The 25646-nt window shown below is 54.0% G+C and carries 19 protein-coding genes; 4 read left to right on the top strand and 15 right to left on the bottom strand.

Going from position 1 to position 25646, the window contains the following annotated elements:
* Positions 1–2: 2 nt before the first annotated feature.
* From ilvD to nrdR, 12 genes are all read right to left on the bottom strand, one after another.
* The gene (gene ilvD, locus ACUVOF_RS13315) at positions 3–1847 is read right to left on the bottom strand and encodes a dihydroxy-acid dehydratase (protein WP_447044833.1); all 1845 of its coding nucleotides are present in this window, start codon (positions 1845–1847) and stop codon (positions 3–5) included.
* A 181-nt stretch (positions 1848–2028) separates the two neighbouring features.
* Positions 2029–4239, bottom strand: a complete 2211-nt coding sequence (locus ACUVOF_RS13310) for a methyl-accepting chemotaxis protein (RefSeq protein WP_447044832.1) — start codon at positions 4237–4239, stop codon at positions 2029–2031.
* A 201-nt stretch (positions 4240–4440) separates the two neighbouring features.
* Positions 4441–6606, bottom strand: a complete 2166-nt coding sequence (locus ACUVOF_RS13305; protein ID WP_447044831.1) for a methyl-accepting chemotaxis protein — start codon at positions 6604–6606, stop codon at positions 4441–4443.
* 166 nt (positions 6607–6772) lie between these two features.
* Entirely contained in the window at positions 6773–9310 is a 2538-nt protein-coding gene (gene lon / locus ACUVOF_RS13300) for an endopeptidase La (protein ID WP_447044830.1), read from the bottom strand.
* A 148-nt stretch (positions 9311–9458) separates the two neighbouring features.
* A complete protein-coding gene (locus ACUVOF_RS13295) occupies positions 9459–10715 on the bottom strand; it encodes a DUF945 family protein (protein ID WP_447044829.1) in 1257 nt (418 codons plus the stop codon).
* A gap of 100 nt (positions 10716–10815) precedes the next feature.
* Positions 10816–11289, bottom strand: coding sequence for a phosphatidylglycerophosphatase A family protein (locus ACUVOF_RS13290; protein WP_447044828.1), 474 nt, complete (start codon positions 11287–11289; stop codon positions 10816–10818).
* Positions 11286–12287: a thiamine-phosphate kinase gene (gene thiL, locus ACUVOF_RS13285; protein ID WP_447044827.1), complete on the bottom strand. Its 1002-nt coding sequence runs from the start codon at positions 12285–12287 to the stop codon at positions 11286–11288. The genes ACUVOF_RS13290 and thiL overlap by 4 nt, the downstream gene beginning before the upstream one ends.
* 36 nt (positions 12288–12323) lie before the next feature.
* Entirely contained in the window at positions 12324–12818 is a 495-nt protein-coding gene (nusB, locus tag ACUVOF_RS13280) for a transcription antitermination factor NusB (protein ID WP_447044826.1), read from the bottom strand.
* On the bottom strand, positions 12815–13303 hold the full coding sequence (gene ribH / locus ACUVOF_RS13275; RefSeq protein ID WP_447044825.1) for a 6,7-dimethyl-8-ribityllumazine synthase: 489 nt from the start codon (positions 13301–13303) through the stop codon (positions 12815–12817). The genes nusB and ribH overlap by 4 nt, the downstream gene beginning before the upstream one ends.
* Before the next feature lie 73 nt (positions 13304–13376).
* Positions 13377–14543, bottom strand: a complete 1167-nt coding sequence (gene ribBA / locus ACUVOF_RS13270) for a bifunctional 3,4-dihydroxy-2-butanone-4-phosphate synthase/GTP cyclohydrolase II (protein ID WP_447044824.1) — start codon at positions 14541–14543, stop codon at positions 13377–13379.
* A gap of 96 nt (positions 14544–14639) precedes the next feature.
* Entirely contained in the window at positions 14640–15824 is a 1185-nt protein-coding gene (gene ribD, locus ACUVOF_RS13265; RefSeq protein ID WP_447044823.1) for a bifunctional diaminohydroxyphosphoribosylaminopyrimidine deaminase/5-amino-6-(5-phosphoribosylamino)uracil reductase RibD, read from the bottom strand.
* The gene (gene nrdR / locus ACUVOF_RS13260; RefSeq protein ID WP_447044822.1) at positions 15821–16300 is read right to left on the bottom strand and encodes a transcriptional regulator NrdR; all 480 of its coding nucleotides are present in this window, start codon (positions 16298–16300) and stop codon (positions 15821–15823) included. The genes ribD and nrdR overlap by 4 nt, the downstream gene beginning before the upstream one ends.
* A 170-nt stretch (positions 16301–16470) precedes the next feature.
* On the opposite strand from nrdR, the gene ACUVOF_RS13255 reads away from it, so the two are divergent.
* Together ACUVOF_RS13255 and ACUVOF_RS13250 are read left to right on the top strand one after the other, a co-directional pair.
* Positions 16471–18237: a sugar phosphorylase gene (locus ACUVOF_RS13255; protein WP_447044821.1), complete on the top strand. Its 1767-nt coding sequence runs from the start codon at positions 16471–16473 to the stop codon at positions 18235–18237.
* Positions 18238–18414: 177 nt separating this feature from the next.
* Positions 18415–20031 (top strand): methyl-accepting chemotaxis protein, encoded by a 1617-nt coding sequence (locus ACUVOF_RS13250; protein WP_447044820.1) that lies wholly within the window; start codon positions 18415–18417, stop codon positions 20029–20031.
* Positions 20032–20164: 133 nt separating this feature from the next.
* Here the strand turns inward: ACUVOF_RS13250 and ACUVOF_RS13245 are convergent, their stop codons facing one another.
* The 3 genes from ACUVOF_RS13245 to ACUVOF_RS13235 form a co-directional block, all read right to left on the bottom strand.
* Positions 20165–21385 (bottom strand): glycosyl transferase, encoded by a 1221-nt coding sequence (locus ACUVOF_RS13245; RefSeq protein WP_447044819.1) that lies wholly within the window; start codon positions 21383–21385, stop codon positions 20165–20167.
* A 45-nt stretch (positions 21386–21430) separates the two neighbouring features.
* Positions 21431–22348, bottom strand: a complete 918-nt coding sequence (locus ACUVOF_RS13240) for an HAD-IIB family hydrolase (RefSeq protein ID WP_447044818.1) — start codon at positions 22346–22348, stop codon at positions 21431–21433.
* 431 nt (positions 22349–22779) lie between these two features.
* A complete protein-coding gene (locus tag ACUVOF_RS13235) occupies positions 22780–23790 on the bottom strand; it encodes an OmpA family protein (RefSeq protein WP_447044817.1) in 1011 nt (336 codons plus the stop codon).
* A gap of 288 nt (positions 23791–24078) precedes the next feature.
* Here ACUVOF_RS13235 and ACUVOF_RS13230 point away from each other — a divergent pair, with 288 nt between their 5' ends.
* On the top strand, positions 24079–24744 hold the full coding sequence (locus ACUVOF_RS13230) for a hypothetical protein (RefSeq protein ID WP_447044816.1): 666 nt from the start codon (positions 24079–24081) through the stop codon (positions 24742–24744).
* Positions 24745–24748: 4 nt separating this feature from the next.
* Positions 24749–25339, top strand: coding sequence for a FlgO family outer membrane protein (locus tag ACUVOF_RS13225; RefSeq protein ID WP_447044815.1), 591 nt, complete (start codon positions 24749–24751; stop codon positions 25337–25339).
* The last annotated feature ends 307 nt before the right edge of the window (positions 25340–25646 follow it).

The raw sequence follows: 25646 nt of genomic DNA, 5'->3' as shown, positions 1-25646 counted from the left end.
TATCAATCCAGCTTGCTGAGGTCACGAACGGCGCCTTTGTCCGCCGACGTCGCCAATAACGCATACGCTTTAAGCGCTGGTGTAATCTTGCGTGGGCGTTGTTCAACGGGCTTCCAGGCCATTGCGCCTTTGGCCTCCATCGCTTCACGGCGAGCCGCCAGCTCGACGTCGCTAAGATTGACGTTGATCGCCCGGTTTGGAATATCAATGCGGATGATATCGCCCTGCTCGATTAACCCAATGGCGCCCCCTGCTGCCGCTTCAGGCGACACATGGCCAATTGAAAGCCCAGAGGTACCGCCCGAAAAACGTCCATCGGTAAGTAGCGCGCAGGCTTTTCCTAACCCTTTGGACTTGAGGTACGAAGTGGGATAAAGCATTTCCTGCATGCCGGGGCCGCCTTTGGGGCCTTCGTAGCGGATCACAACGACATCGCCTTCTTTGACCTTATCCGCCAGTACATCGGCGACCGCCTGGTCCTGGGACTCGACCACATGGGCAGGCCCTTCAAACACTAAAATCGAGTCGTCGACCCCGGCGGTTTTCACTACGCAGCCATCCAGCGCGATATTGCCGTACAGCACGGCTAAGCCGCCCTGCTGAGAAAAAGCGTGTTCGAGATCGCGAATACAACCGGTAGCCCGGTCACCATCCAGGCTCGGCCAGCGGGCGCTTTGGGAAAACGCGGTCTGAGTGGGTACGCCACCCGGCCCGGCTTTAAAGAACTCGACCACCTCAGCGCTGGGTGAGCGCATGATATCCCACTCATCCAGCGCTTCTTTAAGGCTATCGCCATACACGGTGGGCACCGAGGTATCCAGAACATGTGCGCGGTCCAGCTCACCCAGAATCGCCATAATGCCGCCCGCACGGTGGACGTCTTCGATATGATATTTCTGAGTATTGGGCGCTACTTTACACAGTTGAGGCACTTCACGGGACAGACAGTCGATATCCGACATCGTAAAGTCCACTTCTGCTTCTTGAGCCGCTGCCAGGAAGTGCAGAATGGTGTTGGTGGAACCGCCCATGGCGATGTCCAGGGTCATGGCGTTTTTAAACGCCGCCTTGGAAGCAATAGCACGCGGTAGCAGGTGTGCCTCGTCACCTTCGTAGTAGCGTTTGGCAAGCTCGACAATACGCTGCCCCGCCGTTTCAAACAGGCGGCGACGATCCGAGTGAGTCGCCAGCACGGTCCCGTTGCCCGGTAGCGCCAAGCCCAGCGCTTCGGTCAGGCAGTTCATCGAATTGGCAGTAAACATACCCGAGCAGCTACCACAGGTGGGACAGGCACTACGCTCGACTTCGGCGAGGGTCTCATCGTCAACGCTGTCATCGGCGGCCATCACCATGGCATCCACCAAATCCAGGCCATGGTTGAGCAATTTAGTTTTACCCGCTTCCATGGGGCCACCGGAAACGAAAATAACCGGAATATTAAGGCGCAAAGCAGCCATCAACATTCCTGGGGTGATTTTGTCGCAGTTAGAAATACACACCAGCGCATCGGCACAATGGGCGTTACACATATACTCGACGCTGTCGGCGATCAGGTCGCGGCTGGGCAGCGAGTAGAGCATGCCGTCGTGCCCCATGGCGATGCCATCATCCACCGCAATGGTATTAAACTCTTTCGCGACGCCACCGGCTTTCTCAATTTCCCGTGCGACAAGCTGGCCCATGTCCTTCAAATGAACATGGCCCGGTACAAACTGCGTGAAGGAGTTGGCGACTGCAATAATTGGTTTTTGAAAGTCCCCATCCTGCATGCCGGTAGCGCGCCACAGGGCGCGGGCACCGGCCATATTGCGGCCAGCGGTGGTGGTACGTGAGCGATACTCTGGCATGGCGTCCTCTACTCTCTAGATATCTATCTTAAAGAAATGCTCTATTTTTTATTAACCCACAGCATGAAAGGCTGCAGGCTAGGCTTTTTCCGAAAGAATCAGCGGCTTTAGATTGTGGCATGAGCGCCGCGCAGAGACTAGACACAAGAAGAGGATAGCGCCCTCCATGGCGCCAAATTAATTAAAAGGCTTCCCACACCTCTTCGGCTGGCTGAGAAGGGGCATTGCGTTGAAGCGAACGGTCCTGGCGTGAAATTAACGGCGACGGTGCTGCCGCTTCTGATGCAGTTGTTGATCCTAGCCCTGCCTGCTTAAGCACACGTCTAAGCGCTGTTTCACTACTCTCGTCGGCTGCGCCCTCTAAGCGGAAGGCAGCGATGACATTGGCGAGGCTTAAGGCTTCGCGGGTGAGATCGTGAGCAGCGCTGGAAATTGTCTGCACCTTGGAAGCGTTCTGCTGAGTGACATGATCCATCTCGGAGACGGCGGTGTTGATTTGTGCAATTCCGCTGCTCTGCTCATCAGACGCAGTACTGATCTCCTCCATAATGTCGCTGACTTTCATTACTTGCGTCACGACCTGATCGATAGCTGCCTCAGCCTCCTTCACCGCTTGAGCACCACCACTGATTTCCTGGGCGGCAGAGTCAATTAACCGTCGAATTTCGCCAGCGGCATCGGCGCTACGCCCCGCCAGATTACGCACTTCATTCGCCACCACGGCAAAACCTCTCCCCTGCTCGCCAGCCCGGGCAGCCTCCACCGAAGCATTCAGCGCCAAAATATTGGTTTGGAAGGCGATGCCATCAATGACACTAATAATATCGGTCATCTTACCGGCGCTGGCGGCAATGCGTTCCATACGTTCGACAAGGGCCTGCATGTGCTCGCCGGTTTCTCGACTAGTGGTGGCATTTTGCATAGCCAACTGATTGGCTTGGCGGGCGTTCTCGGTATTTTGCTGCACGGTCGCCGTCATTTGATCCATGCTGGAAGCCGTTTGCTGTAGCGAAGATGCCTGCTGCTCGGTGCGTGACGCCAGCTCTTCATTCTGCTGCTTGATATGTTCAGAGGCGGGCGTCACCACATCGACTTTATTGCCCACCTCGGTAATTAGTCCCGACAGGCTTGCGCGCATCGTTTCCAGCGAATTCAGCAACTCACCCAATTCATCATTGCGCTTTAAGGTAACGCGATTGGCCAAGTTGCCTGCCGCTATTTGAAAGGTAACCCGGCGCGCTTCGTTAAGCGATTTAATCAGCGAATTGAGTACCGCCATACTAATGCCGATCATCAAGACAATACCGAGCAGCAGAACACCCAACTGACCATACAGCAGCACTTGTTGCTGTTGTTCTGCGTTTTCCATTAGCGTTTGGGCCGCAGCTCTCTCCTGTTCCACCAAGGCGTTAACCGTGGCGCTGATATTGTCAGAAGTAGGCTGCACGGTGTCATTAAACGCTTCAAAGGCGGCAAATCCATTGCCATCAACGATCGCGTTTAGGGTGATATCGGCACTTTCTACAAAGGTGGCCAGTTGCGCTGTCAGCCCTTCCTGCAAACTCTCTGTTTCACGCTGCGCGGTGAAATCTTGCCATGACTGTTCAATGTTAATGCTCATAGTCGTTAATTGTGTTTCGAGGAGTTCGAGATCCGCACGGCGCGGGTTGCGCACGGCAGGCTCAAGCACTTGGATCGCTTGGCTAACGCGTTGATCAATCTGTTGAAGATCGGAAATGCCTTCAAGGCCGGTTTGGTTGAGCGTACGCAGACGTTCAGCAGAACTGGTTAAGCCATAAACGCCAGCCGCTCCTGCTAACACCAGCAAGATAATCGAAGCCAGCACCATCCCTATAAGCTTGGCCTGCATGCTACTGAAGCTAAAACGCTTTACCCAGCCTCGCACCCCCGTGTGGCGTATTGCACCATAATGGAGCTTAAAGCCTCGTGTTTTGCCCTCTTGCATGGCAGCGTAAACACGCTCTGCCCGCTCAATCGCCCCAGCCGTGGCTTTGCGCCGGATTGAGGTATAACCCACCACGCGTTCACCATCGAGTAGCGGTGCGATGGTGGTATGCATCCAATAGGCTTCTCCACTTTGGCGACGATTTTTAATCAGCCCCTGCCAGGTTTTACCCGTTTCAATGGTTTCCCATAAATTCTGAAAAATGGCGTTGGGCATGCTGGGGTGGCGGAGCAGGTTGTGGGGTTCGCCCATTAACTCTTCCAACGGATAGCCGCTAACGTCGGCAAAGGTTTGGTTGGCGTAGGTGATTCTGCCCTGAAGATCCGAGCGCGAGATCAAGACATCATCATCGGCTAGCTCGTACACATCGGCGGTCGCTTGCGTAAACGGTACTTGGGTAGATCGTGTTTGCTTAACAGTGCGCATTTAGAACCCCCTACTTTTTATTGAAGGCTTTTTACCATCATTTGATTTAGCTGAGTCCCCTTGGCTAAATCGATCACTGGCTGAGCCTTTTCAATTAGGAGTAATGCATAAAACATGCCACCGCGAAGGGTGGCATGTGGTTAAACGAATTGAGAGAAATCAGCAGCCTACATTACAGTTGCTGTTCTATTACTATAAGCGCTAAAACGCTTCCCACTGATCCGTGCGGGATTGCGTTGCAGGCGGCTTAGCACGCTGTTCAGAAGGCGCTGGCAAACCGCGTGTTGCTTTACTAAGCGCTTGCGTGGCGCGTTGTAACTTCGCCCGTGCCGCTTGGATATTCTCATCTTGAGCACCTTCCAAACGAAACGCATCCACCACATTGACGAGTTCAAAAGCTTCAAGTGAGAGGTTATCGGCTGACGCTGCGATTGATTGCACTTTTGAGGCGTTCTGCTGAGTCACAAGATCCATTTCGGCAATTGCCGAGTTGATTTGACCAATTCCACTGCTCTGCTCAGTGGAAGCAGTGCTAATGGATTCCATCAGTTCACTGACTCGGCTAACTTGCTGGGTGACCTCTTCTATCGCCCGTTCCGCCTGCTCAACTGCACTACGGCCACCGCTGACTTCTTGGGTAGTACTATCAATCATCTTACGAATTTCTTGGGCGGCATCCGCACTGCGCCCGGCCAAATTGCGCACTTCGCTGGCGACGACCGCAAAGCCGCGGCCATGTTCGCCAGCGCGGGCGGCTTCAACCGATGCGTTGAGTGCCAGGATGTTGGTTTGAAAAGCAATGCCATCGATCACACTGATCATCTCGGTCATCTTTTCGGCACTCTGGGCAATACGCTGCATGCGCTCCACCAATTGCTGCATTTGCCGCCCGGTGTCACGGGTGCTCGCAGCATTTTGCACTGCCAGATCGGTGGCCTGACGGGCATTCTCGGTATTCTGTTGAACCGTCGAGGTCATCTCCTCCATGCTCGATGCGGTTTGCTGAAGCGATGATGCCTGTTGTTCTGTGCGCGAAGAGAGCTCTTCATTTTCAGCAGCTATCTGCTGGATCGCCGGCGTAACCACCGAGACGCGACTTTCAACATCCCCCACAATGCTGGATAGGCTAAAGCGCATGGTGTCCAACGAGTAGAGTAACTCACCCAACTCATCGTTGGTTTGGCGACGCTCTCGAGCGGCCAGGTTACCTGCCGCAATTTGGAAAGTGATATAGCGCGCGCCTGATAAGCTGCGGAACACAGACCTCATAATCATGATACTTAGGCCAATCATGACTAAGAAACCAACGGCCAGTAACGCCAATTGTGCGAGCAACATCTGTTGACGTCCGCGTTGCGCCTGGGCGACCAACACTTCGGCATCAGCACGCACTTGCTCAACCAGCGTACTGTTTATCTCGCGCAGTGACTGAGTCGTGGGCGCCACAATGTCATTAAAGGCTTCAAACGCCGCGAATCCATTACCTTCTTGAATAGCCACCAGCGTGGTGTTTACGCCGGTACTCCATGTAGCCAGCGCACTATTAAAGCGCTGGGTGGCCTCAGCCGCGGCTGCCTCATCAACATAGTAATCCATCCATAGCCCTTGCATCGCTTCAATATACTGGCTAATTTCCGCGTTAATGGCATCCAGATCAGCCTGACGCGGGTTACGTACCACCGGCTCTAACGTCTCAACCGTTTGTCCAATATAGCGTTCGATATGCTGCAGGGAGGCGACTTCGCCCAGCCCTGAGCGATTGAGTGTTTCCAGACGCTCGCCGGAAACCATCAACGCATAAACGCCCAACCCACCCGCGAGGCCAAGCAACAACAGCGACGCCACCACCATACTGGTCAGCTTGGCTTTCAAGCTGGTCAGCTGTAATCGCGCCAGTATCCCTGTTAAACCTTTGCGCCTTAGCGTGCCCTGGGACAGGCCATAGTGACGTGACTTGCCCTTTTCGCGAATCTCAGCATAAATTTTTTCTGCCCTGGCAACGGTGTTTGCGTCAGCTTTACGGCGCACAGAGGTATAACCAACAATGCGTTCACCATCCCGCAACGGGGCAACTGTGGCGTTTACCCAATAGTGATCGCCATTTTTACGTCTGTTTTTAACCACACCCTGCCAGGTCACGCCTGCTTGAATGGTTTTCCAAAAGTCCGCGTAAGCCGCTTCGGGCATATCGGGGTGACGAAGTAGATTATGCGGGGCACCAATTAGCTCTTCACGGCTATAACCACTGACCTCAACGAAGGTAGGATTCGCGTAGGTGACATTTCCTTTAAGGTCCGAACGGGAAATGAGTACTGCTTCCTCACTCAGCACATACTCGCGTTGCGTCACTGGCTGGTTATTGCGCATTAGCTCTCCAATAATTAGGAATAATTAATTTTTATTAAAACAGACTTTATTATCGCTGCGCTTTATATCGGCAATGCCATGAACAACTGTAAAAAAAGCGCCATACTTTCGTATGGCGCCCAAGTAGGTAATAAGCAATTGTCGTAAAAGGGTTATAAATCTTCTATCAATTACCAAACACCACATCCGCCACATCGCGGTAGCGTTTGGCAAAGTGCACCGTCACGCCGTCTTTTAGATAATCCGGCAGTTCTTCATAATCACGCTTGTTGGCGTCGGGCAGAATTAATTCAAAGATGTCGCTGCGACGCGCGGCAATAACCTTTTCGCGAATCCCCCCTACCGGAAGGACTTGGCCCGTTAAGGTTAACTCGCCGGTCATTGCCAAGGGCCGCTTAATAGCATGGTGTTTGGCCAGCGATAGCAGCGCGGTGGTCATGGTAACACCCGCCGAAGGACCATCTTTAGGTGTGGCCCCCTCAGGCACGTGCAAGTGCACAAACGCTGAGTCAAAGAAGTCTGCATCGGCGCCATACTCCTGCAAATGGCCAAGCGTATAGCTATAAGCGATATTGGCGGACTCCTGCATCACTTCGCCCAGCTTGCCAGTCAGCTTAAAACCACGATCCAGCGAGTGTACTTTGCCCGCTTCAATCGGCAGCGTAGCGCCGCCCATCGAGGTCCACGCCAAGCCGGTTACCACCCCTTCCCCAGTGAGCACTTTTTCTTTACGGAAGATCGGCGCGCCTAAGAACTCCTCCAGGTTTTTAACCGACACCTTGACCGTTCCCAGCTCCTCTTCCAGTAATTTAACAGCGGATTTACGCACAATACGGTGCAGCTGTTTCTCTAGCTGGCGCACCCCGGCTTCGCGGGCATAGCCCTCAATTACCTGCTTCAAGGCCGCATCGGATAAGTTGATGCATTTTTTGGGCAGGTTGTTGCGCTTAAGTAGCTTCGGCCAGAGATGATTTTTGGCAATCGCCAGCTTCTCTTCCGCGATATAACCGGAGAGGCGAATTTGCTCCATGCGGTCGAGCAGCGGACCTGGAATCGAATCCAGCGTGTTCGCGGTGCATATAAACAGCACCTTGGAAAGGTCCATGCGAACATCTAAATAGTGATCTAGGAAATCGACGTTCTGCTCAGGGTCGAGCACTTCCAGCAACGCTGAGGCGGGATCGCCCTGGAAGGATTGCCCCATTTTGTCAATCTCGTCGAGCATAATCACCGGGTTCTCGACCTCTACCTCTTTAAAGGCCTGCACCAGCTTACCGGGCATCGCGCCCACATAGGTGCGCCGGTGCCCTTTAATTTCCGCTTCATCGCGCATACCGCCTACCGAAAAGCGGTAAAACTGACGCCCCAATGCTTCGGCAATCGAGCGACCGATGGACGTTTTACCCACCCCGGGCGGGCCTACGAGCAGCACAATTGAGCCGCCCACATCACCTTTGAAGGTGCCCTCGGCCAGAAACTCGACAATGCGCTCTTTTACGTCTTTCAAGCCATCATGGTCACGATCCAAGACTTGGCGAGCGTGGGGTAGATCCAGTTGATCCTGGCTGGTAACACCCCAAGGCAACGAGGTTAACCAGTCGAGGTAATTACGGGTGGTGCCATACTCAGGCGAACCGGTTTCCAACACGCTGAGTTTATTCAACTCATCGTCGATACGCGTTTGCACGCGCTCGGGTACCACCAGCGATTCCAGCCGTGCTCGAAAGGTATCCACATCGTTTTCACGATCGTCTTTAGAGATGCCGAGTTCACGCTGGATGACCTTGAGTTGCTCGCGCAGGAAAAACTCACGCTGGCGCTCCTGCATTTGCGCATTCACCTGCTCGCTGATCTCTCCCTGAAGCAGCGCCACATCGATTTCTTTACGCAGCAAGGGCAAAACTTTTTGCATTCGCTCACCCACCGGGAGGGTGGCGAGCACATCCTGAAGCTCAGGTCCTTTAGCCGAGGTAATCGCTGCGGCAAAATCGGTCAACGGCCCCGGCTGATGGGGGCTAAAGCGATTGAGATAATGCTTAAGTTCCTCGCCATACAGCGGGTTGATCGGCAGCAGCTCTTTAATGCCGTTGATGATCGCCATGGCGTAGGCGCGGGTCTCTTCATTCTCCGCGTCAACAGGCTCTTTCGGGTAGGTCACTTCGACCAGATAAGGCGGCTCTTTGGAGAGCCAACGGGTAATCTTGAAACGCTGTAGGCCCTGAGCGATAAACTGAATCTGCTCGTCTTCGCCCTTGAGCTTATGCACTTTGACCGCAGTACCGATCTCAGGAAAGCCTTCGTGATCAAGTGAGGTAACGCCTTGCTCGCCCACAAAGGCAACGCCCAACGTATGGTGGGGGGTGTTACCTACCCGGCGCATGGTCTCTTCCCAGCGCTCACGATTAACGACCAGGGGCTGGACCTGGGCGGGGAAAAAAGGTCGATTATGAATAGGCAGAAGATAAATGCGCTCGGGCAGCATTTCGCTAGCGGGCACCAGGGAATTTACCCGTTCGCCGTCTGAGCGGTACTCTTTGCTATCCTGTTCTTCAGAGCTTTCTTCGGAACCTTCATCAGAACTTTCTTCGAAACTGGCTTTAGCGCTATTTTCAGCGCCGTGGGCGTTGTCTGTGGCTGATGATTCCTCATCATCCACTTGCCAATCAAGATGTTCGTAATCGCGTTCGTAATCCTGGTCGCTCATGCGTCCTCCAATGAACCGATGTCGGCGATAAGAACCGCCTAGATTTGTTCATGGAATGTGGGCAGTACGCTAAAACTTCAACCCTGCACGAGTAGAACAGTCATTTTAAACCGCTCTCTACGGCCGCGGGCAAGCACTCCTTTTACAATTATTGTGGCCAAAGCTGGGGCATGGGGCGCCCATTCACCCGCCATACTCCACGCACCACATCAAATTGTAGCTCGCGGGTGCCGAGCGGCAGTCCTAACCATAACGCGGCAACGGTAGGTGCATCGTGCCAAGTAAAGTCGCCATCAACCCGATCAAGCCATTTTGCCTGCTCTTTTTCGTTGCCAAGATTAACCACGCTAAGTTCATCCAACCGGCGAGCGTCAAAAAATAACGCCCCGTCCGCATCGAGTTGAATGCCCAACAACGGACTATCGATGGCAACGGTCGTCACATCTAAACGCGGCGAGTCACTGAGCATTTTTCGTAAATCTGATTCAAGACGGGCTATTAACCCTTCGGCCATGGGTAGACTTTCATCTCCCCAGGCGGCTTCCTGGCGTAACCGACGAATAACGTGGCGAACGGCATCAGCGTTGATACGCGAGAGCTCCATCTCTATCCGCCCATTGAGCAGCGGCGTGTCTGGTGCTTCAGAGGGCACCATCACATCGCCCACATCTAAATCAACGTTGATACGCAGCTCGCTTTCGTCCAGTTCCATATGGCTATTCAAATCGAGTGGCGAAAGCTGAATATCGTAGGAAGGATAGCTCAATGTCAGCGTTTCAATATGCAGGTGATCGCGTTGGGCAAAATGGTAAGCGCCCTCAGTATACGTATAGCGACTTTCGAGCTCTGTCGGCCCTAGTGCAAGCTGCGCCATACCATCCGTGAGTGTCAATTGATCTAACAACGCACGCAGACGCCAATCACCAAAAACGCCTTCCAGGCGCAGTCGGCCACCGCGAACGGCTAATTCACGGCCATTTTGTTGAATAACGAAGGGGGCAAGGGAAAGACGTAGTTCACTGTGACCGCTAAGGGTGTGATAGCGTCCTTGCCAGCGTGGTACGGAAGGGGCAGTTACTTCACCCACCGCTTGCTGCAACACGGTATCCAAACGGGGTAACACGGTGCCTTCGACATCTGTGCTTAAAATACCGTGGCGTGCCCGATAGGTCAGTTCAAGGCGCCATGGGCGACCCAGTAACGGTGAAAGAATCAGCCTACCTTGGGAACTTAGCCAGCCCTGCCGACTCTCAGTTCGGTTAACACGCCATTCACCCCGCGCTTCCAAATCTTCCAGCGCTTGGCGCAGGCCGCGTTCAAAAAGAACGCTTGAGAGCAGTTGCGCTGCCATCCATACCACGGCGATGATTGCCAGTGTAGGGACAATCAGACGTTCCTTGCGCATGCTACCTCCTTGAAGCTAACGCCTTGAAGCTAAAGCACCAGAAAAAGCTATATACCGCTACTGAACTCACTTGCTCCTTGTTGCACACCACTCATACTTTTTAGTGCAACCAGAACCACAGGTGCATAGTACTCCATGCGTAGGCGCCAGCCATCACATCATCAATCATAATGCCAAAACCACCTGCTACTCGGCGGTCTGCCCAGCGTATTGGCCAGGGCTTAAAGACATCGAAGATGCGAAATACCACAAATCCCCATAACGCAGCCTCCCAAGAAAAAGGCACCGCTGCCATGGTCAGCCAATAACCGACAAATTCGTCCCACACGATGCCTGAGTGATCGTGCACGCCTAAATCTTGTGATGTTTTATCACACAGCCAAACGCCCACAACAAAAGCAACAAAGCAAATGCTTAGGTACCACCCCAGTGGCAAATCCGCCATCATCCAGTAGAACGGAATCGCTGCCAGCGTGCCAAAGGTGCCGGGGGCCCAAGGCACCGTACCGCTACCTAAACCAAAAGCAAAAAAATGTGTTGGGCGACGCCAGACACTTTTCGGTGCGCGATTCATGGCGTTTCCCCACTAAAATGCTGCCAGCCGGCATAGCCACTGACATAACGACTCAGATCACGCTGGCCAGAGGCGCTAATGCCTAACGTCTCGCAACAGTGGCCAATCACCGTTAGCGTCAAGCCTAATGACGCCAAGCGCTGTTGCGCCTTCGCTATATCGGCAGCGTTTAAGGTCACTAGCAGCTCATAATCATCACCACCGGAAAGCGCTGCCTTCAGGGCTGCTTCCGTGCCTAGCAGGCTTTCTAAGCCTTCCGCTAACGGCAACGCATCCAGCGTAATGTCGGCGCCGACCCGTGAGGCCTCGCGCAGATGCGCCAGGTCGGCCAGTACGCCGTCAGAAATATCCAGCGCGGCAGTGGCTAAACCACGCAACGCCAAGCCTGCTGCCAAGCGTGGTTCCGGTAATAGATAGCGGCGCAACAATGGGTGCTTCAGATCACGCTCACCCTGCTGCCAGAGCGCCAGCCCTCCTGCCCCACCCCCCAACGCGCCAGTGACCGCAATTAGATCACCTGCCTGAGCACCGCTACGAGTGAGCGCTTCACCTACCGGCACTTCACCCATCACGGTAACGCCTATCGACAGCGCACCGGATGTAACGTCTCCGCCCACCAGGGCCGTGGCGTGTTGCTGGCTAAGCGCATGAAAACCACGCGCATAAGCCTCCAGCCAAACGTGGGTTGCCTCATCGTCGGCAAATTGGTGTTGATCAAACGTTAACGCCATCAGGCACCAGCGAGAAGTCGCCCCCATGGCGGCCAAATCGCTAAGCGCAACGGCCAGCGCACGGTGACCCACCGCGAAGGCTGGTGCTTCGCGGGGAAAGTGCACATCCACCACTGAGGTATCAACACTCACGGCCAGCTGCTGACCCGCAGAAGGTGCCAGTAGCGTGGCATCGTCTCCACATCCTAGTGTGACGCCATTTGACGCAGTCGACGCCTCCTGCGACGACATGAAGTAGCGTCGAATCAAATCAAATTCGGCAAGCACAAAGGCCCCTTAGACGCATCGTCAAATCGCTCGCGTTCAGAGACGGCGAGCGCTGACCTCGGCACTACGCAGGCGAATCGCCAGCTTGTCTAGAATGCCGTTCACGTATTTATGGCCGTCGGTGGCGCCAAATGACTTAGCCAGCTCAACGCCTTCGTTAATCACTACACGATAGGGTACTTCCATACGGCGAGAAAGCTCGTAAGCGCCTAACCGCAGAATCGCCAGCTCTACTGCGTCCAGATCTTCCAGGCGGCGGTCTAGCAGGGGTGAAATTTCACGATCCAGCTCGGTTTTAAAGCGCACCGTGTTGTGCAGTAGCTCATGAAACAGCGCCTTATCGGCGATTTCCATTACCTTCACCCAGTTTTCGTGATCTTCCAGGTCGTCATCCGCCACCTGACTACGAAACTCGGCTTCAATCGTCGTAATGGATTTGCCCGTCATGTGCCACTGATAAAGCCCCTGCACCGTTAGCTCACGTGCCGCATGACGGCCCTGCTGAGCGGCAGAGGGTTTACGCTCGCTCATTGAGTCTCTCCTAGCGGTAGCGCACGTAGCAGCGAGACCATTTCCATGGCGGCCATGGCGGCTTCAGTCCCTTTATTCCCCGCTTTAGTGCCCGCGCGCTCAATCGCTTGTTCGATGTTTTCTACGGTGAGCACGCCATTGGCTACCGGGGTATCAAACTCAAGCTGCAAATGATTAATCGCCGTATTGCAGCCACCCGCCACGTATTCAAAATGCGGCGTTCCGCCACGAATCACCGCGCCCAGCGCAATCACTGCATCAGGCTTCATGACCTTCAGTACGCGTTTAACCGCTAGCGGTAGTTCCCAAGCACCCGGCACATGAACGATATGAATATGCTCGGCATCGACGCCGTGACGCGTCAAGCTGTCGACAGCACCTTCTACTAGGCTATCCACTACGTGATGGTTAAAACGGCCGACGACGATGACATAACGGCCATCAACATCAACAAAAGTACCTTCAACTTGAGTGAGGGAGTGCATCAATTTATTCCTGCTAATTAATTCTGCTGGATTAACTCTACTGGATTAGCCCTTCTGGATTAGTCCTTTTGGGTTAGTCCTGCTGAAAGGTTGGCTCATACGCCGTGTCATTAGGGCCCAAACGCTCAACGACTTCGAGATCAAAGCCGGACAGCGCGGAGAACTTCCACGGTGAACTCAGTAATCGCATTTTACCCACGCCTAAATAGCGCAAAATCTGCGAACCAGTACCGATGGTTAAATAGTTGCCAGCACCATCAGAATCGCTGGTACGCGGCTGACGAGTACGCTCCAAAAAGATATCCAGTTGATCTTTTAAATCCTGATGCGGGCGTCCGTCATCGATCAACACAAACACCCCAGCCTTGGCGCCAGCGATTTCTTCCAGCGCGCGGTGGGCATCCCAGCGGCACTGTTCGCCTTTCATCAAGCCCATCACATCGCGCAGCGTATCGGCAAGATGTACGCGAACCGTGGTGGACTCCTCCGGCGTAGGCTGACCATTAACTAGTGCCAAATGGTGAGCGCCTTGGATGCGATCACGAAAAACGTGCAGTGTCAGCTCGCCATGGGAGGTCATGACCGATGACGCCTCCAGATGATCGATGGTCTGCTCGTTGACAATGCGGTAGTGAATCAAGTCAGCAATAGTGCCGATTTTAATCCCGTGCTCGTGGGCAAACGCCTCAAGCTCAGGGCGGCGCGCCATACTGCCGTCATCGTTCATAATCTCGCAGATCACACCGCTTGGGTCGCACCCTGCCAGTGCTGCCAGGTCACACGCTGCCTCGGTATGCCCCGCCCGACGCAGTACGCCGCCTGGCTCTGCCATCAGCGGGAAAATATGCCCCGGCTGAACGATATCAGAAGGCTTGGCATGGGGCGCTACTGCCGCTTGTACCGTGCACGCGCGATCTGCAGCGGAAATCCCGGTAGTGACGCCTTCGGTTGCCTCAATGGAGAGAGTGAACTTGGTGCCAAAGCCGGAACCGTTATCACGCACCATTAGCGGCAAGTTAAGTTGCTCACAGCGGGCACGTGTCATCGGCATACAGATCAGACCACGGGCAAAACGGGCCATAAAGTTGATATGCTCGGCCTGCACTTTTTCAGCGGCCATGATGATATCACCTTCGTTTTCGCGATCCTCGTCGTCCATGAGAATCACCATTTTGCCCTGGCGGATATCGTCCACCAGCTCGGCGATAGGGGCTAAGCCTCTAGAGGAGGAGTGCGCCATGGAATCTCCAATTTATGTAGTCACGAACGGTTCGTCGCGAAAGATAGTCGTGAAAGACTGTCGCGAAAGACTGTCACGTTAGCTGCGATTTGCGCGTCAGGTTACCTTGCTCTCGCTAAATTCACCAGATGTGCCGGTTGCGCTAGTCGTTTGGGGGGAAGCGATAATGCGCCAATCACGCCCCACCGCCCGTATATCATGAATCGTTAATCGCCGCTGATCGGCCATGCGCGAAAGCCCCGGCAACGCAAATAACGGCCGAGCTTCACCGCCTAACAGCGTGGGCGCTACAAATAGCTGTAGCTCATCAATCAATGCCGCATCGAGTAGTGCGCCCGCCAGCGTCGCACCGGTTTCCACCAGCAGTTCATTAACTTGCTCATGTTCGGCTAACCACTGCAGCATCAAAGCAAGGTCGATACGGCCATCACTGCCGGCTGGCAACACATGGATTTCAGCGCCGGCCTGTGTAAGGCGAGCACGCTTTTCAGCCGCGTGGGCAGGTGTAGTAATCACCAGTGTTCGCCCCGGTTCGCTCAAACAAGCTGCCGCCAGGGGCAGACGCAACCGGGTATCTAAAATCACCCGCAGGGGTTGGCGCTGTACTGCCTCAGCAGCGTTGGCAAGCTGTAGCTGATCTGCGCGCAAGGTAAGCCGCGAATCGTCCATGATAATGGATTCTACGCCGCTTAATATCGCGCTGGAACGCGCCCTCAGCCGCTGAACTTGAGCGCGCGCCTCAGGGCCGGTAATCCACTGAGACTCCCCAGATCCCATAGCGGTGCGGCCATCTAAACTCATCGCCATTTTCAAACGCACAAAGGGACGCTGCCGGGTCATACGGGCAATAAAACCAGGATTTAGGGCACGCGCTTCGCTTTCGAGCAACCCTACCGCCACCTCAATGCCGGCTTCTTCAAGCAAGCGGATGCCACGTCCACTAACCTGGGGGTTGGGATCCTGCATAGCGATCACTACCCGAGCCACCCTGGCCTCTAGAAGAGCAACAGCGCAGGGGCCTGTACGTCCAGTATGCGAGCAAGGCTCAAGGGTGACGTAGGCAGTCGCGCCTTTGGCGTGTTCACCAGCGGCATTTAACGCGTGGATTTCCGCATGGGGCCCACCGGCACGCAGATGAAAGCCTTCACCGACCACGTGATCATCGCGAACAATCACGCAGCCCACCCGTGGGTTGGGGTCGGTGGTATAAAGCCCTTTTTGTGCCAGCTTTAGCGCCCGCGCCATATAGCGGTGATCGGCTTCGTTAAACACAGCACTCATTTTGACGGCGCGCTCTTGTTTGAGGGCTCTTGGGAAAGCCTGTCAATTTCAGCGCGGAACTCATCCAAGTCCTGAAACTTACGATACACCGAGGCAAACCGAATATAGGCGACATGATCAAGGGTTTTAAGGGCTTGCATCACCGACTCGCCGATATCACGCGCGTTGATCTCGCGATCGCCCCGCGCGCGCAAGGTTTGACGAATGCGCTCCACCGCCGCCTCAATGGCTTCTGCACTAACCGGTCGCTTTTCCAGCGCACGCAGCATGCCTGCCCGCAACTTGGCTTCATTAAAGGTTTCCCGTGAACCGTCGGACTTCACCACGCGGGGCATGACGAGTTCAGCGGTTTCGTAGGTGGTAAAGCGCTCCTGGCAGCTCGCACATTGGCGGCGACGGCGTACTTGGTCACCATCGGCTACCAACCGAGAATCAGTCACTCGAGTATCGTTTGCACCACAAAAAGGGCAATGCATGGCGGTCAACCTATTGTCAGCTCGTGTCGGCTTACGGCACGAGTTAGCGTGTTATAACCTGTTAATGTGTGTGCTATTAATAACGTTTAAACGTGACATCAACCTCGTATTGTAACAATTTGGCACACAAGCTGCAGTGTTTGTGGCAGATTGTTTATCAGGAGCTTTCAATGTCTTCCTTTGAACAGACCGTTCACGGTTACCTCAGTCACCTGTATGGGCCCCGTGCTGGCGAAGTTCAGCGCCGTTTAAACCAGCATATTGAGCACTTTCTTTCGCTTGCCCCCTTTTCACCCGCCCCCGACGATGCACCGTCTAAAAACGCACCCTCTTGGAGCGAAAAGGATCAATGGGTGATTAGCTATGGTGATTCTATTATAGAAGAGGGTGTACCGCCGCTGGCGGTGCTGAGCGATTTTCTTCAAGTGCGATTGGGCGAACGCATCAGCGGCGTCCATGTGCTTCCGTTCTTCCCCTGGAGTAGCGACGACGGTTTTTCAGTCATCCACTATCGCGAGGTTAATAGTGAGCTGGGTGACTGGTCGCATATTCGCGAGCTCGCCAGCCATTACGACTTAATGGCGGACCTGGTACTCAACCACGTTTCGCGGGAATCTCTGTGGTTCGTAGATTATCTGAGCGGTAGCCTGCCCGGCCGCGATTACTTTATCGAAGTCGATCCCGATACCGATGTCTCTCAAGTGGTTCGCCCACGCAGCAATCCGCTACTGGTGCCTGTTTCTACCCGGCGCGGCACCCGCTACCTGTGGGCAACGTTCTCCGAAGACCAGTTAGATTTAAATTTTGAACATCCGGATGTATTACTGGAGTTCGTAGGCATTTTGCTGTTCTACCTTGAGCAGGGCATGCGAATTATCCGCTTGGATGCAGTGGCCTTTCTATGGAAGCGACTAGGCACCCCCTGCATTCACCTGCCGGAGACGCATACTGTCATACGCCTGCTGCGGGCCATTGTGGATTATGTTGCCCCCGGCACCTTACTGGTGACTGAAACCAACGTTCCTCATCAGGAAAATATTAGCTATTTCGGGCTGGAACGGCTCCCCAAAGGCCCGCCCGATGAAGCTCATATGATTTATCAGTTCACCTTACCTCCCTTGTTGCTCCACACCCTGACGCGGGGAGAAGCCCGCACCCTGCAAACCTGGCTTGCCAGCCTGCCCGTGTTGCCTGACCACTGCACTTATCTGAACTTTACCGCCAGCCACGACGGCATTGGCGTGCGTCCACTGGAAGGCCTACTGCCTGATCACGAGCGGGACGCGCTGTTAGAACTGATGCACCGTTTCGGCGGTTTTGTCAGCATGCGCAGCAATCCGGATGGTAGCGATACGCCTTACGAGATCAATATCACGTGGTTTGAAGCCATGCGCGGCACCCGCCGAGGCCAGGACCCTTGGCAAATTGCCCGCTTCCTATGTAGCCAAGCGATTATGCTGAGCTTACAGGGGATTCCCGCGCTTTATATCCATACGTTAACGGGCACGCTCAATGACGTAGAAGGCGTTGAGCGCAGTGGACGTCTGCGTTCGATCAATCGCCGGCGCTGGCAGCGCAGCGAGCTCGACCTACTATTAGATAGCCCCTCGACCCCCACCCACGATGTTTTCCACGCTTTAAACCAGCTGCTCGATCAGCGCCGCCAGGAACCCTGCTTTCATCCCAATGCCGCGCAGCGAGTATTGGACTCAGCACCCGAACTGCTGGCGGTGGAACGCGGCCCACTGCAGGATGGGCGCCGCTTATTAGCACTGTATAACGTCTCCGACCTGCCGCTTCCCTTAGAAAACGTGGGCGAAGCGGTTACCCAATCGCTCAGTAAGCACGCCTGGCAAGCGCTTGACTCAAATAAACCTTGGGTCGCCGAAGGCGCCCTGCCCCCTTATGCCGTGCGCTGGCTGGTCGCCCTTAGCTAGTGTAGTTGCTCTTAGCTAGATATTGCTCTTAGCTAGATACAGGGGCGATGGTTGGTTTCATCGCCTCTTAGTCACTGTTGACCTCAACAATAGGGATAAACCAAAAAATACCGTTAAGGTATCGACGCGTTAGGCCGATAAAGAATAAGGACTCAATTACAAAAAAACAGGAAAAACATGACGCGCCTAACAACAACACAAAAACTTTGGGGAACACTGGGCATCATCTGGATCGCGATGCTGCTCCTGGTGGGCTGGCTGGCTCTGGAGAACCGCCAAACGATTGTAAGCGAACGCCGCGACAGCATTCAGTACGTGGTCGAAAGCGTCCAAAACCAAATTGAAGCACTTCAGGAAAGGGTTGCCGTCGGTGAGCTCAGCCTCGAAGAGGCGCAGCAACGCGCGATCAACAACATGTCTAGCGTCAGCTTCGGCGCTGGCGAATATATTTTCTCCTTCAATGATGACTTATTAGTTATTTCCCACCCCAGCCGTGAGTCCGGCACGGACATGACCGACTATTTAGACGCTAGCGGCATGGCGCTCTATCCGGAGTTGCTGCGCGTTGCCCAAGCAGGCGGTGGACACGTTAATTACTACTCGACCCGCGCCGGTGGTGATGAACAGCTACCGAAAACCAGTTATGTCGCCCATCTTCCCGAGTGGGGCTGGTCGTTAGCCACGGGCGTGTATGTCGATGACATCAATGAAGCGTTTATTACCGATTTGATTCAATCGATTGGCATCTTGCTGATCATCGGCTTACCGGTAACGCTGTTAATGGGCTTGGTTATCCGCGATGTTTCCCGGCGTTTAGGCGGTGATCCACGCTACGCTGCCAGCGTGGTGCGCCATATCGCTGACGGTGACCTGACCCAGGTAACGCAGCTTTCAGCTAAAGACCAGCAAAGTTTACTATTTAACATTAACCGCATGCGTGAAACGCTTGCCGAGACGATTGGCGATATTCACCACGGGGCAGATCAGGTCAACAGCGGTGTCGAGCAAATTGTCGGCGTTAATGAAGAGCTTTCCACACGTACCGAGGAACAGGCTGCCTCATTAGCTGAAACGGCTTCCAGCATGGAACAGCTCACTGCCACGGTTAAGCAAAATGCCGAACATGCAGACCATGCGCGCACGCTTGCCACAAGAGCCGCTGACAGTGCCCAGCGCGGCAGTGACTCCATGACCAACGTGATTACCACCATGGGGACCATTAACGAGAGCGCCACCCAAATGAGCAGTATCGTCAACACCATTGACGGCATTGCCTTCCAAACCAATATTTTGGCACTTAACGCGTCGGTGGAAGCTGCACGCGCAGGAGAGCAAGGCCGCGGTTTCGCCGTCGTCGCCAATGAGGTTCGCCAACTCGCCAGCCGTTCGGCCGCTGCCGCCCAGGAAATAAAAAGCCTGATCGAAGCGTCGGATAGTAAAGTGGTGGAAGGTAGCCGCCAAGTGCGCGCCACTGGCGATGTGATCAATGGCATGGTCGATGATATCAAGCAGCTCAGCACATTGGTGCAGGAAATTTCTGCCGCCACTATCGAGCAAAGCAGTGGTATTGAGCAGGTTAACCAAGCCGTGACACAAATGGATCAAATGACCCAGCAAAACGCCAGCCTGGTGCAAGAGAGCAACCATGCCACCCAGTCGCTGGCACAACTTAGTGCCCAGCTACGTCAACTGGTTGCTCACTTCCGTATTAATCAGAGTACTGGGAATGCACAGGCTAGCTTGCCAGCCTCCGCCCCTGCCAAGCGTGTTTCACCTCAGCACAGCGATTTTTAACGCTAGCTAGAAGCTAGTGTTTAAAACAGAGGGTTAAAAACTAAAAATTAACCACAACGCTTAAACATAAGGCCAGCCACCTCAGGGTAGCTGGCCTTTTTAATGGTAAAACGATAACGGAGAAGCTGAGCCTTTACACCTTACCTTGGTTATCGAGTTCTACCGCTTCGTGCATACGCGCAAGTAGATCCGGCACGGCAGCCTGCACGCGGTTCCAACTGGGAATAAAGGGCCGCTCTCTGGGGTTATCCAAAAACAGGTTGCCTGCTTCGAGCAAATTACTGGCAAATAGCTCCACGGCCTGCTCTTCACTATGACGATCAAGGCTTAGGCCGTTCATTGTCGCATCATGGTCATAAGCCTCAATCAAATCCAGTGCAAAGCGGTAATAAGTCGCTTTGAGCGTGCGGAAGTCTTCGCTGCTAAAGGTAACGCCCTGGGTCGCTAATTTGCGATAGAGCGCTTTGGAGATATCAAGGCTCATGCGGTTTAAACCGCCATTGGGATCTTCTTCGCTAATCGGCTGGTGTTTATGGTCGTAGGCATCAGCGATATCCACTTGGCAAAGCTGCCGCAGTGAGTAATTGCGCTGTAACTCTGACAATACGCCAATTTCCAGCCCCCAATCAGCAGGCATGCGAATCTCTTCCAGCACTTCACGGCGCATCGCAAACTCGCCTGATAGCGGATAACGGAAACCATCCAGATAGTCGAGGTAGGGCAATGGTCCGCACACGGTTTTAAGCGCCCGCAGCAGGGGCGTCACGAGCAGCCGTGAGACACGGCCATTGAGCTTGCCCTTCGCAATGCGTGGGTAATACCCTTTGCTAAAACTATAGTTAAAATTAGGGTGGGCCACAGGGTACATCAGGCGCGCCAGCAGCCCGCGTTCGTAGGTCAATATATCGCAATCATGAAGCCCTACGACCGTCGAACGCCCTGACGACAGCATATAGCCTGCGCAATACCACACATTGCGTCCTTTACCCGGCTCCAAGGCGCCTAACCCATGCTCCTCTAACTCGGCATCCAAGGCACTCAGCCGAGGGCCATCATTCCATAAAATACGCGTATGCTGCGGTAGCCGAGAGAAAAACTCCCGGGCATATAAGAACTGCTCACGGTCAGCTCGATCCAAACCAATCACAATTTCATTGAGATAAGGGACTTTAACCAGCTCATCAACTATCCCCGACAACGCCGGTCCTTCCAGTTCCGAAAAAAGCGAGGGAAGAATCAATCCCATCGGGCGTCGATGGGAAAATTGACATAACTCTTGCTCAAGCGCATCAACCGAGCGCTGGGTAAGATTGTGAAAGTCAGTAATAATACCGTTCTGATGAAAGTCACTCATGTGCTTACCTCCCTGTTTTCATGGACCTAAGTCATGAACCTAAAATCATAAAGAAACGGCAACATGCTTCTCCGCCGTCGTTAAACGGCGGTCATCTCGCCCCCACCAGTGGGTTACTCCCTCGGCCCAGCCGGTCGGTCCTGTTGCTTCCGTGCGATATAGCGACGTATTACGGGGCTCGACGACCAAGTCATGACAACCACGAATCACCACCGCTTGATCGACCGCTTCAAGCATAGTGATATCGTTCGGCCCGTCTCCCAACCCCAATGAAAGCGGGGGCTGGCCTCTTAACGACGTAAAGCGTTTAATCAACCATTCCACGGCGGTGCCCTTATCGGCTGAGCGCCCCATGACATGCCAGAAACGCCCCCCTTGAGTGAGTTGCAAACTATCCCCCTCTAGCGCGGCACGAAACGTTTCCAACGCCGCGGCACTATCTTCCCACAGTAGTGGCTCACTCCCCTCCCGCTGACGCGCCTCCCGAGCGCGCGCCTCATCAAGCCCGGTCAGTTCCATCACTTCGTGCACGCTCAGTTCACCCATGCGGGTAAAACGAATATTCAGGCGCTCACGCCATACCTTCAAACGAGCGCGAATAAAGCCCACATCGACACCTGGGTGTTTAATAACGACCCCGTCACGACCGCTACCAGGCCGGTCTAAGCGCGCATGGCACCACCCCGCGGGTAAGCCAATGACCGCACCATTTTCAGCAATAAACGGCGTCGCCGTGAGGCCCAGTGCTTCACGCAGCGGAAGCAGCTCGGCACGAGTCTTACTGGTCACCGGGATTACCGGCACCCCCATCTGCTTTAAGCGGGCAAGCCATGGTGCCGCGGGAGCGAAGTCATAGCTGTGATGATCCAGCAGCGAGCCATCTAAATCAGTCAATACCAGCCGTGGCTGCAAAGCGGGCTCTGCCGGAGGAACTGGCACCGAAAGACGAGTGGATTCAGGCATGACACTACCTCTTATCAGTCTTAACGCATCGTTAAGATGGCATCTCTAGGTTACCTAACCAATGTAGCAAGTTATGCGCCAAGACAAAGAAGTATTGATTCAGCAAAAGGTTACATGGTCATGATAGGTGGGTTTATGCAGTGTTAGCGCACCAAAAAAGCGCATGAAGCGGAACGGTGCACCTTACTCACCGCTTGTTTGCAAATTAAGACGCAAAGAACTTATCAAATTGACTAAACAGACTAGTAAAAAAATGTCACAACACTTGGAAAATTCGCGTAAATAGCTATACTCAAACTGTACCCACTGGCAGCCCTGTATACCCCTCACCTGATGCCAGTGGGCCGCAGTAAGCCAAGCCCTTTAATGCCCGCCTCCCCCGGCGGGCTTTTTTTAGTATTTTTTAAGCTTTTGTTTTAAGCCCACGACAACTACTCCACATGAATGACTACCTCAACCCGCCGGTTACGCGCACGCCCTTCAGCGGTAGCGTTGCTTTCGAGCGGTCTTGTGGCCGCCAAGCCGACGGCGCGTAGCCGTTCAGCAGAAACACCGGCAGCTTCTAACGCTTCAACAATGGCAATGGCACGTGCACTTGAGAGTGCCCAGTTAGAAGAGAATTCGTCAGTGCTAATGGTCTGACTATCGGAATGGCCTTCAACCCAGACTTCGCCATCGTAACGTTGAATAGTCGCCAGCAAACTACTCACCAGCGACGAGCCATCGTTGGTTAGCTCAGCTGTCGCAGAAGGAAACAGCAGCTGATCCTGTACGCGGAGACTAATCCCTTCCGCTACTCGCGATACTTCAACACCCTCCAGGTCAGGCAGATAAGGAGACTCTTCAACGCGCTGAGAGAGCGCCTGGTCCAGTGCAACCGCACCTAGTATTGCTTCATCGCTCACCGCCTGTACGTTGACCGGGGGGCGATCCGTTAACACCACCATATAGTCAGCCAAGGGTGACGTTAAATTCTCGATACCTGTAGGCATTAGCAGGGTTGGCAGGGCGATAACCGGCTCTGTGGGAGGCTGCGGAGATGGCGCGGCTAAAAGTGGCGGAACCCCAACGCTGACTCGCCGACGTACTTGAGACAGTGTGGGCAATCCAGCCACACCCAAGGCCGTACTAATTGCCATGGGACTTAGCCCTGCACCACTCCAGTCGGCAATACCGGCTCGCTCAGGCATTGCCTGAGCTAACACCTCGGGCATCGGAATTTCCAGTGTGGGCGACGGTGAGTGGGTATAATCACTCGCGGAATCATCCTCCACCCATTCAGGGCTTGTCGCCCCGGTAGCGGCGATAATGACCACGAAGAGGGCCACCAGCAACGTCATGATATCGAGATAACTAATCATCCAACCGCTATTGCTATCGCCTTCATGGTAAGCCGACATTAGCGAGTCATGACGCGGTCCTCTACGGTAATCTTCAAGCATGGGTGTTATTGCTCATTCAAGTTTTGAACCTTATGGCCGATTTAGCTATTTATATCGAATACAAGCACTTCGAATACAAGAACTTCGAATACAAGAACTTCGAGTTAGGTATGTCAGGTTAGGCACTTCGAATTAGGCATGGCAAACTAACCGTGGCAGACAAGCACGACGAACAGTCTATCAAAAGCCGTTTTGTAGCGAAAAAGGAACTAGCAGGTGCGCATCCGTCCCACATTATTTCAATTATCCTATTTTATACGTCCTGTTAGCTTGGGGCTGGCAAGCTTGATGCTCAGCGGATGCTTTTATGCCAATACATCACAAGCGCCGGTCGCCACCACCTATCCTTATACTGAACAACAGCGCATGCAGGCAGCTCACCATTGGGACGTACTGGCCCGCTACGAAGCTACCCGCATTTTGCAACGCGAGCGCGTACGCAATCGCGATTTACATATCAGCGAAGCAGACAGTGGTGAACTACATGCCTACAGCGGTGGCGAATTTGGGCGTGGATTCCGCACGCTACTCACCAGTGAGTTAGTATCACGTGGCGCCAACCTCACCACGGTTCCCACCGCTAACAGCGCCAATATCACGATTGATGTAGAAGTCGTCGAGCATCGGGATCGTGGCTTTATACGCCCGCCTATCGGGGCATTTACCGCGCTCACCGCCGGCATCGCTGTGGCGACTATTCCTTATAACCAGTGGGCCGAACCCGCATTGGGGTTAATCCCTGCCGCCGCACTCGCCGACACCACCAGCGGTAGCTGGACCCATACCGGCAACGAAGAGATCATTGTGACGACCCAGATTATCGATGGCGAACGAATTCTCTACTCTTCCTCCAATATTTATTACATTAATGCGGGCGATCGTCGCCAATACGCGCCTCATCGCGTGCCCCAGGCCCCTGCCACGCCCTCCGTTTCCATTACTGACACGTGGTAATGACATGCTGAAGACTTTTTTGACTGTATGGCGCTCTCGCTTCGTAAAACACTCAACCCGTGCAACGGTCGTTAGCATTACGCTACTGATGCTAGCGGGCTGCAATACCTTGGGTAATGCTAACCACACACCCGCCAAACCAGAACCCGACCTTTCTGAATTGGTTCATGCCGCTGCCGAACAGATGATCACCAGCAACCCAGAGCTAACGCGCTATAGCCCTATGATTGCCGCTACTTTCGTTAGCATCGACAACCTTAGTCAATCGTCGACGCTTGGCCGTATCAGCTCTGAAATAATGGCATCGGCGCTATCGCGCCAAGGCATGCAGGTACGCGAAGTTAAAATGCGCGACAGCATGTTTATCGAAGAGAGCGTGGGCGAGCTGATTCTTTCGCGGCAAGTCCAGCGCTTAAGCGCCCAGCATAATGCCCGCTCCATTCTTATGGGCACCTATGCGCAAGGGCAAGACTATGTCTATGTAAGTGCCCGGGTAGTGCGGGCGGGCGATGCCATGGTACTCGGTAGCGCCGATTTCCGCCTGCCGTTAAATAACAACACGCGCAGCTTGCTAGAGGGCCAAGGGGGTTGGTGAGGAGTTCCCAAATCTAGGCCCCTCTGCTTGCCAGATTAGTTAAAGAAAGTAATTCAAAGAAAGTAATTCAAAGAGAATAACTTTCGATCTACAGCTGCCTGCTGTAAAGCAGAATGGATGGTTTAACTACTCTATAATAATTAACTACTCTACAATAAAAAGCCCTGCAAATAGCAGGGCTCAGACTGCTGACGAACCCCACTTTTTGTGGGGTTTTGTCGTTTAAGAGGCTCCTTTCTGAAGCGATCACTAGTGAGCGCGGTTTTTTAGTCATCGCGCATTGAGGTGTTGCTCCAACAGGCATGGA

Source organism: Vreelandella sp. H-I2 (genome assembly GCF_052959335.1).
The sequence above is the reverse complement of the archived record's forward strand: the minus strand, read 5'-3'. Positions and strand labels throughout refer to the sequence as shown.